This window comes from Nocardia sp. NPDC050718 (assembly GCF_040654235.1).
GTDB lineage: Bacteria > Actinomycetota > Actinomycetes > Mycobacteriales > Mycobacteriaceae > Nocardia.
Window position 1 is genome coordinate 574250 of the sequence record NZ_JBFAHQ010000003.1, and the last position, 14491, is coordinate 588740.

The 14491-nt window shown below is 70.6% G+C and carries 14 protein-coding genes; 7 read left to right on the forward strand and 7 right to left on the reverse strand.

The features are described from left to right. Positions 1-40 precede the first annotated feature (40 nt). Positions 41-904 carry an oxidoreductase gene (locus AB0H54_RS17125; RefSeq protein WP_357346350.1) on the forward strand — a complete coding sequence of 288 codons (864 nt, stop codon included), beginning with the start codon at positions 41-43 and terminating at the stop codon, positions 902-904. A 94-nt stretch (positions 905-998) separates the two neighbouring features. Beyond that, positions 999-1469, forward strand: a complete 471-nt coding sequence (locus tag AB0H54_RS17130) for a carboxymuconolactone decarboxylase family protein (protein ID WP_357346351.1) — start codon at positions 999-1001, stop codon at positions 1467-1469. A gap of 54 nt (positions 1470-1523) precedes the next feature. Here the strand turns inward: AB0H54_RS17130 and AB0H54_RS17135 are convergent, their stop codons facing one another. Then, complete coding sequence (locus AB0H54_RS17135) at positions 1524-2342, reverse strand: NAD(P)H-binding protein (RefSeq protein WP_357346352.1); 819 nt, start codon at positions 2340-2342, stop codon at positions 1524-1526. 315 nt (positions 2343-2657) lie between these two features. On the opposite strand from AB0H54_RS17135, the gene AB0H54_RS17140 reads away from it, so the two are divergent. Further along, the gene (locus AB0H54_RS17140; protein ID WP_357346353.1) at positions 2658-3746 is read left to right on the forward strand and encodes a 3-deoxy-7-phosphoheptulonate synthase; all 1089 of its coding nucleotides are present in this window, start codon (positions 2658-2660) and stop codon (positions 3744-3746) included. Positions 3747-3797: 51 nt separating this feature from the next. On the opposite strand, the gene AB0H54_RS17145 is transcribed toward AB0H54_RS17140, so the two are convergent. Then, positions 3798-4415, reverse strand: a complete 618-nt coding sequence (locus AB0H54_RS17145; protein ID WP_357346354.1) for a LysE family translocator — start codon at positions 4413-4415, stop codon at positions 3798-3800. Between the two features lie 67 nt (positions 4416-4482). Between AB0H54_RS17145 and AB0H54_RS17150 the strand changes: the two genes are divergently transcribed. Both AB0H54_RS17150 and AB0H54_RS17155 read left to right on the forward strand, forming a co-directional pair. Further along, the gene (locus AB0H54_RS17150) at positions 4483-5475 is read left to right on the forward strand and encodes an Rpn family recombination-promoting nuclease/putative transposase (protein ID WP_357346355.1); all 993 of its coding nucleotides are present in this window, start codon (positions 4483-4485) and stop codon (positions 5473-5475) included. Positions 5476-5554: 79 nt separating this feature from the next. Next, the gene (locus tag AB0H54_RS17155) at positions 5555-8554 is read left to right on the forward strand and encodes an ATP-dependent helicase C-terminal domain-containing protein (RefSeq protein WP_357346356.1); all 3000 of its coding nucleotides are present in this window, start codon (positions 5555-5557) and stop codon (positions 8552-8554) included. A gap of 379 nt (positions 8555-8933) precedes the next feature. On the opposite strand, the gene AB0H54_RS17160 is transcribed toward AB0H54_RS17155, so the two are convergent. Beyond that, the gene (locus tag AB0H54_RS17160; RefSeq protein ID WP_357346357.1) at positions 8934-9479 is read right to left on the reverse strand and encodes a class I SAM-dependent methyltransferase; all 546 of its coding nucleotides are present in this window, start codon (positions 9477-9479) and stop codon (positions 8934-8936) included. 208 nt (positions 9480-9687) lie between these two features. Further along, positions 9688-10266, reverse strand: coding sequence for a GNAT family N-acetyltransferase (locus AB0H54_RS17165; protein ID WP_355271072.1), 579 nt, complete (start codon positions 10264-10266; stop codon positions 9688-9690). Positions 10267-10333: 67 nt separating this feature from the next. Here AB0H54_RS17165 and sigJ point away from each other — a divergent pair, with 67 nt between their 5' ends. Continuing rightward, positions 10334-11227 (forward strand): RNA polymerase sigma factor SigJ, encoded by an 894-nt coding sequence (gene sigJ / locus AB0H54_RS17170; RefSeq protein WP_357346358.1) that lies wholly within the window; start codon positions 10334-10336, stop codon positions 11225-11227. Positions 11228-11275: 48 nt separating this feature from the next. Here sigJ and AB0H54_RS17175 read toward each other — a convergent pair whose 3' ends face one another. Next, on the reverse strand, positions 11276-11404 hold the full coding sequence (locus AB0H54_RS17175) for a hypothetical protein (protein WP_355271075.1): 129 nt from the start codon (positions 11402-11404) through the stop codon (positions 11276-11278). A gap of 261 nt (positions 11405-11665) precedes the next feature. Between AB0H54_RS17175 and AB0H54_RS17180 the strand changes: the two genes are divergently transcribed. Beyond that, entirely contained in the window at positions 11666-12844 is a 1179-nt protein-coding gene (locus AB0H54_RS17180; protein WP_357346359.1) for a pyridoxal phosphate-dependent aminotransferase, read from the forward strand. A gap of 43 nt (positions 12845-12887) precedes the next feature. Here the strand turns inward: AB0H54_RS17180 and AB0H54_RS17185 are convergent, their stop codons facing one another. Further along, positions 12888-13577, reverse strand: coding sequence for a trimeric intracellular cation channel family protein (locus AB0H54_RS17185; RefSeq protein WP_355271079.1), 690 nt, complete (start codon positions 13575-13577; stop codon positions 12888-12890). A 103-nt stretch (positions 13578-13680) separates the two neighbouring features. Then, positions 13681-14325, reverse strand: coding sequence for a LysE family translocator (locus AB0H54_RS17190; RefSeq protein ID WP_355271080.1), 645 nt, complete (start codon positions 14323-14325; stop codon positions 13681-13683). Positions 14326-14491 lie beyond the last annotated feature (166 nt).

Below are 14491 nucleotides of genomic sequence, written 5' to 3' on the forward strand. Positions count from 1 at the left end.
CCGATTCGCGCTTTTCGCAGGTCGCAGTAGACTTTCGCCGGTGAGTAAGTGGACTACCGCGAACCTGCCCGACCAGACCGGCCGCACCATCGTCGTCACCGGAGCCAACAGTGGCCTAGGCGCCGCCACCACGCGCGCGCTCGCCGCCGCGGGCGCCCAGGTGATCCTGGCGTGCCGAGATACGGGCAAGGCGGAGCGGGTCGCGGCGAGTCTGCCGGGCGAGACCGAGGTCCGCGAACTCGACCTGGCGAACCTGAACTCGGTCCGCGCCTTCGCCGACTCGATCGAGCGGGTCGACGTGCTGATCAACAACGCCGGCGTGATGGCGCTGCCGCTGCGCCGCACCGCCGACGGTTTCGAGATGCAGTTCGGCACCAACCACCTCGGCCACTTCGCGCTCACCAACCTGCTGCTGGACCGGATCACCGATCGCGTGGTCACGGTGTCCAGTGGCGCGCACCGCATCGGCCGGATCGACCTGGACGACCCCAACTGGGAGCGCCGCCGCTACGACCGCTGGCTGGCCTACGGTCAGTCCAAGCTGGCCAACCTGATGTTCGCCTACGAATTGCAGCGCAGGCTGGCCGGTGAGGGCGCCGCGGTGGTCTCGGTCGCCGCGCACCCCGGCTACGCCGCCACCGAACTCATGTCGCACACCGAGTCCATCCAGGACGCGGTGATGTGGCTGGGCAACCGCACCCTGGCGCAGAGCGCCGAGCAGGGTGCGCTGCCGACGCTGTTCGCCGCCACCGCCGACATCGTGCCCGGCGCGTTCTACGGCCCCGACGGCCTGCTCGGCCTGCGCGGCTACCCGGCCCGCTGCGGCAGTACCGCCGCGTCGAAGAATCGCGCGGTCGCGGCCGAGCTGTGGGAGCTCTCCGAGAAGCTCTGCGGCCTGATCTGATTCATGGTGACCGGCATCACATCTGGTGGTGTCACACCCGGGGTGGCTCCCTCGTCGTCTCTGTAGAACCCCGCAGAACGACGAAGGAGTCATCATGGAACCGCGCTTCAAGCTCTACGGCAACCCGGTCGCCACCAGCTTCACCAAGCGCCTGACCATGGCGAGCAAGGTGATCGACGACTCGACGCTGGACAAGGCGACCTACGAGTTGGTCAAGCTGCGTGCCTCGCAGATCAACGGCTGTAGCTACTGCACCGACATGCACTTCAAGGATGCCGTGCACGCGGGCGAGTCGACGACGCGGCTGAACCTGGTCGCCGCCTGGCACGAGGCCACCGTCTTCACCGAGGCCGAGCGGGCCGCCCTCGCGCTGACCGAGGAGGCGACCCGTGTCGCCGACGGCGGGCACGTCTCCGACGACACCTGGGAGCGGGTGCGCAAGCACTTCGACGACGACCAGACCGCCGCGTTGATCGCCGCCATCGCGATGATCAACGCCTGGAACCGGATGAACGCGATCGCCCGCACCCCCGCGGGCGACTACGTGCCGGGTCAGTGGGGCTGAGTGAACCGGGCGCTCGGCCCGGTCGGCTGGGCTGAGCGAATCGGCGCGGCGCGGTCAGCTGGCCCGGGCGAACCGGTGTCCGTGTTCGGCTGCCCACTGCGCGAAGGTGCGCGCCGGGCGGCCGAGCACGTTCTCGACCGTCGGATCCACCGTGTACGACTCCGGGCTCGATTCGGCGTGCCAGCCGATCACGTAGTCGGCGTCGGCCTGCGAGACGCCGGTGGCGATCAGCCGGTCGACGGCCTGCTGGTGGGTGATCCTGGCGAACTCGATCGGCCTGCCCGCCGCCGCGGCCAGGATCGCGATCCGCTCGTTGGTGCTCAGCGGCGCGGGCCCGGTCAGGTTGTAGGCGCGGCCGTGATGGCCGTCCGCCAGCAGCGCGACCGCGGCGACCGCGCCGATATCGGCCTCGTGGACCACCGCGCTCGGGTGGTCGTAGGGCTCGCGGACCACACCGTCGGCCAGGATCGTCTCCCGCCAGGTGAGCGCGTTCGACATGAATTCCTGCGGCTCCAGCCGCGTCCATTCCACGCCGGACTCGGCGACGGCCTGCTCGACCGGCCCGATGCCGCCACCCCACACCACCGTGATGCGGCGCACCCCCGCCGCGACGGCCCGGCCGATCAGCTCCGGCCCGACCTCGGCGAGCCCGGCCGTCACCGTCACGTGCAGCCGATCGACGCCGTGCCAGGCGTCGTCGAGCGTCGACGGCACGGTGTGCGTGCCGGTGATCAGTTCCACCTCCGGACCGAGCAGCGTGCGCGCGGCGGCGGCATCGCGGGTGAGCGCCTTGACCTTCTCCCCGCGGCCGACGAGTTCGCGGACCACCTGGCGACCGGTGTTGCCGGTCGCGCCCGTAACCAGTGTTGTCACAGTCGATTTCCTTTCCTCGGCTACCGACGCTAAAAGCTCGAGCAAAGTAGAGGTCAAGGGGTTTCGGCCGGAGGATTCGCGGACGCGGGGATGTGATGGTCCACACTCCGGGCAACCAGGCCCCCGCTCCCGACGTTTCACCGGTGGTACAGTCCACGGCATGCAGCGCGCATATTTCTGGTTTAGCGAGCCGGCCCTGGGTGGGCCGGTCTGCGACCCTGCGCGCTGACCTCTTCCACCCCGAGCCGGACACTGACCGGCTCGACGGGTTCGCGAAAGTCCGTGGGTCGGCCTCGAAGAATAGGAAACCCACACATGACCACCGCAGCCGATGTCGACTCGCGGCATTCCGATCTCGATGACCAGCGCACCCTCAGCGTGAGCCCGTTGCGCTCGCCCGCCGAGGTGCGCACCGTCCACCCCATCACCGACGAGCTCGCCGACACCGTGCGCGCGGGCCGCAAGGCCACCGTCGACGTGCTCAACGGCGACGACGATCGCCTCATGGTGATCGTCGGCCCGTGCTCGGTGCACGACCCGGCCGCCGCGCTGGACTACGCGCGCAAGCTGGCCGCCAAGGCCGCCGAGCTGAACGACCGGCTGCACGTGGTGATGCGGGTGTACTTCGAGAAGCCGCGCACCACGCTGGGCTGGAAGGGCCTGATCAACGATCCGCACCTGGACGGTTCGTTCGACGTCAACACCGGCCTCGGCATCGGCCGCAAGGTGCTCGTCGACATCACCGCGCTCGGCCTGCCGGTCGCGTGCGAGTTCCTCGACCCGATCACCCCGCAGTACATCGCCGACCTGGTCTCCTACGGCGCGATCGGTGCCCGCACCGCCGCCAGCCAGGTGCACCGGCAGCTGTCCTCGGCGCTGTCCATGCCGGTCGGCATCAAGAACGGCACCGACGGTGACGTGCAGGTCGCCGTCGACGGTGTGCGCGCCGCCGCGGCCAGCCACGTCTTCCCCGGCACCGACCTCGACGGTCGTTCCGCGCTGATCCGCACCACGGGCAACCCGGACTGCCACGTCATCCTGCGCGGTGGCAGCAACGGCACCAACTACGACGCCGCCTCCGTCGCCGAGGCCAAGCTCCGGCTGGAGAAGTCGTCGCTGGCCCAGCGCGTGGTGGTCGACGCCAGCCACGGCAACAGCAACAAGGACCACAACCGCCAGGTCGACGTCGTCACCGACATCGCCGAGCGGCTCGCCGCCGGTGAGCAGGGCGTGGTCGGCGTGATGCTGGAGTCGTTCCTCGTCGCGGGCCGCCAGGACCTGACGCTCGGCAAGGCCGACGAGCTCACCTACGGCCAGTCCATCACCGACGCGTGCATCGACTGGAACGTCACCGCGGCCCAGCTCGACCGCCTCGCCGCCGCCGTCGAATCCCGTCGCGGCTGAGTGTCTTCCGTACTGTGGCCCCGGAGAAATCCGGGGCCACAGTGCTTTCCGCTACTGGTTCTGTACCGCGAGGCGGCCGGCCAGTGCGACGAACGAGGCGCCGAATACCCGGCGCATCCACGTCACCACGACCGGGCGCGCCAGGATGTGCGAGCGCACCGCCGCCGCGGCCGCACCGTAGACGGCGAAGACGACGAACGTCGCCAGCATGAACAGTCCGCTCAGTTCGAGCATGCGCGCCAAGGCATTCGGTGCCCCGGTCGGCACGAACTGAGGCAGGAACGCGAAGAAGAAGATCGTCAGCTTCGGGTTCAGCACATTGAGCAGAATCGCCGACCCGATCACCTTCCGCGCCGACGGCGCCGGCCCCGCCCCCGTCTCGGGAACCCCCAGCGCCCCGTTGTCGCGGAACGTACTCCACGCCATGTACAGCAGATACGCGACACCGAGATACTTCAACGTCTGAAACGCGACCGCGCTGGTGTGCAAGACCGCCGCCAGCCCGGTCACGGCGGCGATCATGTGCGGCACGATGCCGAGCGTGCACCCGAACGCGGCGATCACACTCGCCCGCACCCCACGCGCCAGCCCGGCGGCGAGAGTGAACAGCACCCCGGTCCCCGGCGTAGCGACGATGACGAGCGTGGTCAGAACGAACTCGATGCTCATCTCCCGCAGGGTAACCGCCCGACCCACATCGAGGAAGGCCCTATCCACGCGAGCGTATGGTGTGCCGGTGACCGGGCGCCGAGACAACCCACACGACAGCTTGTTTCGCGGCATCATGGGCGAGCCGGCCTATGCGGCCTCTGAATTGCGTTCGGTGCTACCCGAACCTCTATCGGCCTGGCTGGATTGGTCGACGCTGCGTAAAGGGCCCGCGGACTACGTCACCGAGGAGATGCGGGTTCGGTTCGGTGACTTGCTGTTCGAGATCGACAGCCGAGATGGTGCGGCGCTGATCTATGTGGCGATGGAGCATCAGAGCAGCAGCGACGAGCTGATGCCGTTTCGGATGCTCGAGTACCTGACGCAGATCTGGGCACGCCATCTGCGCATGACCAAGCCGCGACCGCGACGGCTGCCCGTCATCATTCCGCTGGTTGTGCACATCGGCTCACAGGGAGCTCGGTGGTGTCACTCGACGCAGTTCGCCGACCTTTTCCAGCTCCCGCCAGGCGTCGCCGACGTGGTGGGTGACTATCTGCCGCGATTCCGGTTCATGCTCGACGACGTCACCGCGCTCGATGCGGCCGAACTGGCGGAGCGTCCGCTGGTCCCGGAGGTGCGGCTGATGCTGAACGTCATGAAGGCTGCCCCGAACAACTCCGGATTGGACAGCGCACTCGCCCAATGGACCGAGGACCTGGCGGAGGTCGCCGATGGCGCGGACGCTTTTCGGGTACTGAATCTGCTGGTTCGCTACATTATGCTGGTCGGTGAGACCGAAGAGAAGGCGTTGACGCCGCTGTTCGATGGGTTCGGGCCGGAAGCGAAGGAGGCGCTCGTGACTGCTGCTGATCGGCTTCGTGCCGAGGGGGAGTTGCGTGGGCGTGCCGAGGGTGAGGTTCGGGGCGTCGTCAAGACGTTGTTGAATCAGCTTCAGCTCAAGTTCGGTGCTGTGCCTGCTGCTGTTGTCGAGACCGTTCGGGCTGCTGATCCCGAGGATCTGAATCGGTGGGCTGGGCAGATTCTTACCGCGGACACGATCGAGGAAACGCTCCGCTGATCTTCGGCGCACCGGCGGGGTCCGGTGGCGGTCGGGTGGGTGCTGGACGGGGCGGTGCGGGTCGGCAGACTGGTGGGTGATGAAGCTGCCTGAGTTACCCGAGCTGCCGGTGCGGTCTGCGCTGGGGGAGATCGTCGAGACGCTGGTCGGGCGTGGGGTGGCGGTGCTGGTCGCGCCGCCGGGGACCGGGAAGACGACGCTGGTGCCGTTGGCGTTGGCGGCGGGGACCGAGGGGAAGGTGGTCGTCGCCGAGCCTCGGCGGCTGGCGGCGCGGGCGGCTGCGGCGCGGATGGCGGCGCTGCTCGGGGAGAAGGTGGGGGAGAGCGTCGGGTATTCCGTGCGCGGGGATCGGAAGGTCGGGGCGCGGACGCGGATCGAGGTGGTGACCTCCGGGCTGCTGGTGCGGCGGTTGCAGAGTGATCCCGAGCTGGACGGTGTCGGCACGGTCGTGCTCGACGAATGCCATGAGCGGCACCTGGACGCCGACCTGTTGCTCGCCCTGTTGCTCGACGCGCGATCCGGACTCCGGCCTGACCTGCGGGTGCTCGCCACCTCGGCAACGGTCGCGGCCGGACGCCTCGCTGCATTGCTCGGTGCGGGGGATGCCGTGCCCGAGCCGGTCGGATCATCCGCGACGAGTGAAGTGGCTTTGCTCGATTGTGGCCCGGCGACTTCAGAGGTCTGGACTGGAGATGGCTCCGTGGCACCGGGGTCCGCGTCCGATGGTGCGGCGACGGTGGTTGCGCCTACTAGTGGGGTGGCGCCGGTGATCGAGGTGCGTGGGCGGGCGTATCCGGTGGCGGTCGGCTATGTTCCGGCGCTGGCTCGGGAGCGGGTCGAGGCGCACGTGGCGCGGGTTACTCGGCGGGCGCTGGCCGAGACCGAGGGGGATGTGCTGGTGTTTCTGCCCGGGGTCGGCGAGATCAATCGGACCGCGGGGTTGTTGCGGGATCTCGATGGGGTCGACGTGGTGCCGCTGCACGGGCGGTTGGGTAGCGCGGTGCAGGATGTCGCGTTGCGGCAGGGGGCGCGGCGGCGCGTCGTCTTGTCCACGGCGGTGGCGGAATCCAGTCTCACTGTGCCCGGTGTTCGCGCAGTCGTGGACTCCGGCTTGTCGCGGGTGCCCCGGATCGATCATCGGCGTGGGCTGTCCGGCCTCGCGACCGTGCGTGTCTCGGCCGCCGTCGCCGAGCAGCGGGCGGGGCGTGCCGGTCGTGAAGCGCCAGGTCACGCCTGGCGGTGCTGGCCCGAATACGAGCATCAGACTCTGCCCGCCTATCCCGAACCCGAGATCCGTACCGCCGAACTCACCCGCCTCGCACTGGAATTGGCGTGCTGGGGCACGCCCGACGGCACCGGCCTCGCCTGGTGGGACGCTCCGCCGGAAGGTGGCCTCGCCGCGGGCCGCGCGGTCCTGCACGCGCTCGGCGCCCTCGATGACGCCGACCGCATCACCGACCGCGGCCGCGCCATGGCCGCCCTCGGCCTGCACCCCCGCCTCGCCCGCGCCCTCCTCGACGGTGCCGCCTACGTCGGTGCCCGCGCGGCCGCCGAGATGGTGGTCCTGATGGACGACGATTCCCTAGCCCCCGGCGTCGACGCGACAGCCGCCCTCCGCACCCTGCGCACCGAGCGACCGCCCCGCTGGACCAGAGAGGTCCAACGACTCGTCCGGCTGATCGGCGCACGCGACGTGAGCGCCGGCGCCGACGAGAACCGTGCGGCGACCGATGGCTCGCTGGCAGCCGGCCGTGGGCGCCGCGGAGCGGCAACAGCTGGTGGCGGCAGAGGAACTGAAGCCGCCGGCGGTGGGAACGCTGGGGCAGCCGCCGCCTCGCGGGCAGGCGACCGTGCAGGCAGCGAGACGGGTACAGGCGGGCCGAGACGCGGCGGATCGGTCACCGCTGGGGGCGGCGCAGGCGTTGATGCCGCCGATGGTGGGAACGCTGAGTCGGGCACCACTGGGCATGGCGGAGCGGTCACCGCTGGGGGCGGCGCAGGCGCTGATGCCGCCAGTGGTGGGAACGCTGGGTCGGGCGCCACTGGTCATGGCGGAGTCCAGGACTCGGGCGAGGAGCGGCGTGGGGGCGGGAGTTCGGGGTCGGCGGCGGAATCCGCGGCGCTGCTCATCGCGTTGGCGCATCCGGAGCGGTTGGCTCGGCGGCGGGCGAACGGGGCCTCGTATCTGATGGCGGGTGGGACGGCGGTGACCTTGCCGCCGGGGTCCGGGCTCGCGGCGGCGGAGTGGCTCGCGGTGGCGGTGGCGGATCGGGATCCGGGGCGGGCCGAGGGGCGGATTCGGTTGGCGGCCATCGCTGATGAGGATCTCGCGCGGGCGGCGGCGCCAGGGCTGGTGACGCGGGCCGACGAGGTGCGCTGGGAGTCGGGTGATGTGGTGGCCCGGCGGGTGGAACGGCTCGGGGCGATCGTGCTGTCGGAAAAGGCGCTGCGCGAACCGGATTCGCGGTTGCTGGCGGAGGCGGTGCGCGCGGGACTGCGTTCGGAAGGGCTCGGGCTCCTGCGCTGGGACGAGGACGCGCGTGGCCTGCGGCAGCGCCTCGACTTCCTGCACCGCACCCTCGGCGCGCCCTGGCCCGCCGTCGACGACGACACGCTCCTCGCCGACCTCGATCTGTGGCTCGGCCCGGAACTAGCGACGGCCCGTCGCCGATCCGACCTGGCCCGTATCGACGCGGGCACCGCGCTGCGCCGGCTCCTCCCGTGGCCGGAGGCGGCCCGCCTCGACGAGCTCGCGCCCGAACGCCTGGAGGTCCCCTCCGGCAGCCGAATCCGCATCGACTACAGCGCCGACCCGCCGGTCCTCGCGGTGAAGGTCCAGGAGATCTTCGGCTGGACCCAACCGCCCACGCTCGCCGGTGGCCGCGTACCGATCGTCCTCCACCTGCTGTCCCCGGCCCAGCGCCCGGTCGCCGTCACCGCCGACCTCCCGTCCTTCTGGCAGAACGGCTGGCCCCAGGTCCGCGCCGACCTCCGCGGCCGCTACCCCAAACACGCCTGGCCCGAAGACCCCACCACCGTCACCGCCCACCGAGGCACCGCCCGCAACGCCAACCGCTGACCCCGCCGCCGGTACCGCCGAGCGCAGACGATCCCCATCGAGACGGTCGATCGGCGGGTGGAAGCACGCCCGCATGGCGAAGCGCTGACCCACCGCTGCAAGGCGGTTGATCACTCACGGCATGCCCGCAGCAAGGAAGACGGTTGGTCATCACCGGGTGGAGGCGCCGCCCGCTAGGTGAAGCGCGGCCCTGCTGCGGCGGCGTTGATCACGGGGTCGAGGCGCCGCCCGCTAGGTGTAGCGCTGCCGTGCAGCAGGGCGGCGGTCCCCGGGTGGAGGCACCGCCCGCAAGGCGACGCGCGGCCTTGCCGCAGGGCGGGTGCTCACGGGGTGGAGGCAACTCCCAGCATCGCCCGAATGCGGCGGTGGACCTGGCGCACTACAACCCCTTCGCGACAGCGTGGGCGGCAAGGAGATCGCCGGAAGTCGTTACGTCGCTGTGAAATCCGGCAGCGGTCAGGCGGGTGGTGAGTTGGTCGGTGGTGGGTTTGGGGCTGGTCGAAGGGCTGGTGGGGCTGCCGTAGCCGTAGCAGAACCACAGTCGGCCGGTGGGGGACAGGCACTCTCGGATCATCGACCACGCCGCTGTCGCGGGGCCGGTCCAGAACAGGTTGACGTTGACCGCGAACACCAGGTCGAATCGGTCGTTCCCGTCGAGCTGGGCCAGTACCGCACGCGTCGAATCGGGGCCGGCCGCTCCCTCGACCAACCGAACCCTGCCGTCCGCGATCTCGGTGGCACACCGGTCCGCTGCCCGGCCGATCGCGGTGGCCGATCGATCGAGGCCGACGATCCGTCCGCCCCGCAACCGCTTCGCGATCCGCACCAGCGAGGCGCCCGACCCCGGGCCGAGCTCGAGCACCCGATCATTGGTCCGCACACCCATGGTGTCGGCGAACCACTCGAACCGCGCGTCGTCAGGCATCGGTACTCCTCGGCGTGGGCGTTCCTGTACCCACATGCTGACACGGCTGTCCAGGTCGTTGGCCTGGTCCGCCCGGGCGGACCAGCTCAGCGCGGTCCCCCGGCGCCCCACCTGGGCGGACGAGCTCGGCGCGGTCGCCCACGGCACCCCACCCCGGCGGACGAACTCGGCGCGGCCGCACCCCGGCACCCCGCCCAGGCGGTACACCTCAGCGCGGTGCGATGTCGGCGGGCCACCCTTCGGCGAAGACACCGGGATCGGACGCGAGGCGCGCCGCGTGCCATTCGTCGACCCGGGTGCCCCGCTGAATGCCGCCCTGCCGGGCCAGCCCCTCGTAGTGGAACCCGACCCGCCGGACGGCGGCAGCCGAGGGGTGGTTGCCGACCATGGCGCGCCAGGTGATCCTGGCGAGGGCGAGGCCATCGGGGTCGAAGGCGAAGTCGCAGGCCAGGGTGATGGCGCGGGTCATCAGGCCCTTGCCGCGGTGGCCCTCGGTGAGCCAGAAGCCGATCTCGCAGACGCCCGGCCCGCGGGTGTGCAGGCCGAGCATGCCTTCGACGGGGCCGTCCGGCGCGGTGCGGAGGGCCCAGACCGCGGCATTGCCCGCCCAGGTGGGGGCGACGACCTTGTCGAGGAATTCCTCGGCGTCGGAGCGCGTGTACGGGACGGGGATCGTCGTCCAGTGGCCCACCTCGGGGTCCTGGCAGCATTCGACGATGCGGTCGATGTCGGCACCGGTGGGGCGGGTGAGCCAGAGGGTGCCGTCGGTGAGCGTGTGCTCGTACATCGAGCCATCGTGACAGGTCGGCGCCCGGTTTCTCAGCTGGTTTTCGCCGACCGTAGGATCAGCGGCGATGGTTTCCCCGTTACTCGCCGACCTGTTCGAATCGCATCGAGCGCATCTGCTTTCGGTCGCCTACCGACTCACCGGAAGTGTCGGTGACGCCGAGGACGCCGTGCAGGAGAGCTGGCTGCGGATGGCGGGCGTGCACCAGTCCGAGATCGACGACCTGCGCGCCTGGTTGACGACCGTGGTCAGCCGGATCTGCCTGGACCATCTGCGCAGCGCGGCGGTCCGCCGGGAAACCTATGTGGGGCAGTGGCTTCCGGAGCCGATCGTCACCACCCCGAGCCGCACCCCCGACCCGCTGGACGTGGTGGTCCGCCATCAGGACAGCCGGCTGGCGGCGCTGGTGGTGCTCGACGCGCTGACCCCGCAGCAGCGGGTGGCGCTGGTGCTGCACGACAGCCTGGACGTGCCGTTCGACGAGATCGCCGACATCCTCGGCGTGTCGGCCGACGCCGCGCGGCAGTTGGCGGTGCGCGCCCGCAAGGCGGCGGCGAAGGCGCCGGAACCGGTCGCCGACGACGTGCACGACGCGGCGGTACGGCGGTTCCTCGCCGCGCTGGCCACCGGCGACGTCACCGCGGTGGCGGCGACGCTGCATCCGGACGCGACCTTCGTCGCCGACGCGGGCGGCACCACCAAGACGGCGCTGAATGTCGTTGCGGGAGCGGAGAAGATCGCGCGCCTGGCGCTCGGCCTGTGGCGCAAGCAGCAGGAAGAGCTCGGTCTGGAGCTGGGTTCGGCGACGGTGAACGGGCAATCGGGCCTCGTCGTCACCGATCCGAACTCGCCGTTCGGGCGGCCGGTGCGGGTGCTCGGCTTCGCGGTGCGCGAGGGAAGAATCTGGGCTGCTTACGATTTCGCCAATGTGGCGAAGCTGTCGGGTGCGCGGCTGCGCTGACCTGGCATCGGACCGGACCCGCGCGATCCGGTCCGATGCGCCGGGTGTCTACGGGTAGGTCGACCCCCACTGGTGGTTTCCGGTGGACGAACCGAGGTTCGTGTCGCCGGTGGAGGAACCCATGTTGTTGTCCGGGGTCGCCGAGCCGGTGAAGTAGTCGACGATGGGGCTGCCCATCAGATGATCGTGGATGAACCGCAGAGCCGAACCGGCAACCTCCGACGCAGCCGGGCCGACAATGAAATCGAGCAAGGGTGAGGCCATAGGGAGCCCCTTTCGATATGCCACCACGCTGTGGTGTGTGAGGTAGAACACGGCGAGGCTAGCTCAGCCTGGGTGATCGCACAATAGTGCAGGTCAACCCAGCAAAACGTTTGTGAAACATGCGTGTTCGCTATTGGACGGCAACGGTCGGGAAAAGTGGGATACGCTGCGGAGATGTCGTCTGCGCCGCCCACCGTCGCCCGTTTGCGCCCGTTCGGATCGACCATCTTCGCCGAGATGACCGAACTGGCGATCCGCCATGACGCGGTGAATCTGGGGCAGGGCTTCCCGGATACCGACGGGCCCGCGGGCATGCTCGAGGTCGCCAAGGCCGCGATCTCCGACGGCCTGAACCAGTACCCGCCGGGCCGCGGCATGCCGGTGCTGCGCCAGGCGATCGCCGACGACCGCGCCCGCCGCTACGGCACGGCGTACGACCCGGCCACCGAGGTGCTGGTGACCGTCGGCGCCACCGAGGCGATCAGCGCCGCCGTGCTCGGGCTGGTCGAGCCGGGCCGGGAAGTGGCGCTGATCGAGCCGTACTACGACTCCTACGCCGCCGCCGTCGCGCTGGCGGGCGCGCAGCGGCGCACCGCGCGCCTGGTCGCCGACGGCGATCGGTTCGTCCTCGACCTGGACAGCCTGCGCGCCGCGATCACCCCGAAAACCCGGATGCTGGTGATCAACTCGCCGCACAACCCCACCGGCGCGGTGCTCGACCGCGCCGACCTCACCGCCATCGCGGAGCTGGCGCGCGAGCACGATCTGCTGGTGCTGGCCGACGAGGTGTACGAGCACCTGGTCTACGACGGCGCCGAGCACATCAGCATCTCCACGCTGCCCGGCATGCGCGAGCGCACGATCGTGGTGTCGAGCGCGGCCAAGACGTTCAATGTCACAGGCTGGAAGATCGGCTGGGTGTGCGCGCCCGCGCCGCTGCTCGACGGCGTGCTGGCGGCCAAGCAGTTCCTCACCTTCGTCGGCGGTGGACCGTTCCAGCCTGCCATCGCGCATGCCATCAACGCCGAGATCGACTGGGTGCACGCGCTGCGCGACAGCCTGTCCGACAAGCGCCTTCGGCTCTCGGCCGCGCTGCGCGACACCGGGTTCGGCGTGGCAGCCAGCTCCGGCGGCTACTTCGTCTGCGCGGACATCCGCCCGCTCGGCGCCGAGGACGGGATGGCGTTCTGCCGCGAACTGCCCGCGCGGCTCGGCGTCGCCGCGGTGCCGGTGAGCGTGTTCGCCGACCACGCCGACGACTGGAAACACCTGGTGCGCTTCACCTTCAGCAAGCGCGACGAGACCATCGACGAGGGTGTGCGCCGCCTGCGGGCCGGGATGGCGGTGCGCTGAGGGGGTGTCCCGGCTGTCGCCTGCCGGGACTGCCGGTGCGTCCTCAGTCGCGGGCGTGCCGGGCCGTCGGCGCGTGCCACTGGTAGTGGCGGGCCAGCAGGCGGAAGCCGATGGCCCCGAGCGCGGCGAGCAGGCCGGTCCAGGTCCGGTACAGGTCGAAGTGCAGCAGGGTCGCGGTGGCGGCCGCGCCGAACAGGGCGGGGATCGCGTACAGGTCCTGGTCGGGGCGGAGCACGAACGGGACCTCGCCGCTGAGCACATCGCGCAGGACGCCGCCACCGATGGCGGTCGTCATGCCGAGCAGCGCGGCGGTGGGGGCGCCGACGCCCGCCGAGTACGCGATGACCGTGCCCGTGACGCAGAACAGGCCGAGCCCGATCGCGTCGGCGATCTCGAGCGGTCCCTTGGTGAGCCGGCGCGATGGCGCGATGAAGTACAGGACGAGCGCGGTCACCAGGGACGCGGACAGGTAGGTCAGGTCGGTGAACGCGCCCGGCGGCGTGCGCCCGATCAGCAGGTCGCGCACGATGCCGCCGCCCAGCGCGGTCGCGGTGGCCAGGATCGCCATGCCGAACAGGTCGAGCCGCTTGCGCACGGCGACCAGCGCGCCCGATGCCGCGAACGAGATGACGCCCATCAGCTCGCCGCCGCGATGGACGGCGGTCAGCGCCGAGTCCAGCTCCGTCGCCGACGGCCCGGCCGCGACCATCGCCACCAGCATCCCACCACTCACCGCTCACTCCTTCTCGCCCGGATCACCCAGCAGCGTGACACGGCGGTGAGGGTGGCAGCCGACCAGGCCGCGCATGTCGCGCGTCCGTGTCGAGCGGCGCGGGTCAGGCCGGAGCGGGGCGGGCGCGGTCGGTGGCGAGCATGATCGCGATCCCGCCGAGCGCGGTCCCCATCAGGTACCGCTGGGTGCGCAGCCAGAGCGGGCGCGCGGTGAGGAAGCCGGCCAGGCCGGCCGCGCCGAGCACGATCAGCGCGTTGACGGTGAGGGCGACGGTGATCTGGATCGCACCCAGCGACAGGCTCTGCAACCACAGCGCGCCGCGTGCGGGATCGACGAACTGCGGGATCAGCGCCATGTACATGATCGCGATCTTGGGATTGAGCAGGTTCGTGACGAAGCCCATGGTGAACAGGCGCCGGGCGGGATCGACGGGCAGGTCGACCGGTGCGAAGACCGACACCCCACCCGGACGCACCGCCTGCCAGGCCAGCCACAGCAGATAGCAGGCGCCGGCGAGCTTGAGCCCCAGGTAGAGGCCCGGAACCACGGCGAACACCGCGGTGATCCCGGCGGCCGCGGCCAGCAGATACACCGCGAACCCGGCGGCGACCCCGGCCAGCGAGATCAGCCCCGCGCGGCGCCCCTGCGCCACCGTCCGGGACACCAGATACATCATGTTCGGCCCCGGCGTGAGCACCATGCCGAGCGCTGCCGCACCAACCCCGAGAACCGCCGTCGTCTGAAGCACGCATCGAGTCTGACCTGGTCAGTGCGGTCTTGTCGCGGTCCAGTCGACACCTGCTGGACCGCACCCCCACCGCTTCGCCCCGAGTCGTGTCGGCCCGGGTCCGTACAATCGACAAAGGCTGCCGAAGCGATCCACCCCGGCGGCGCCAACGTAGAAACACCCCGGC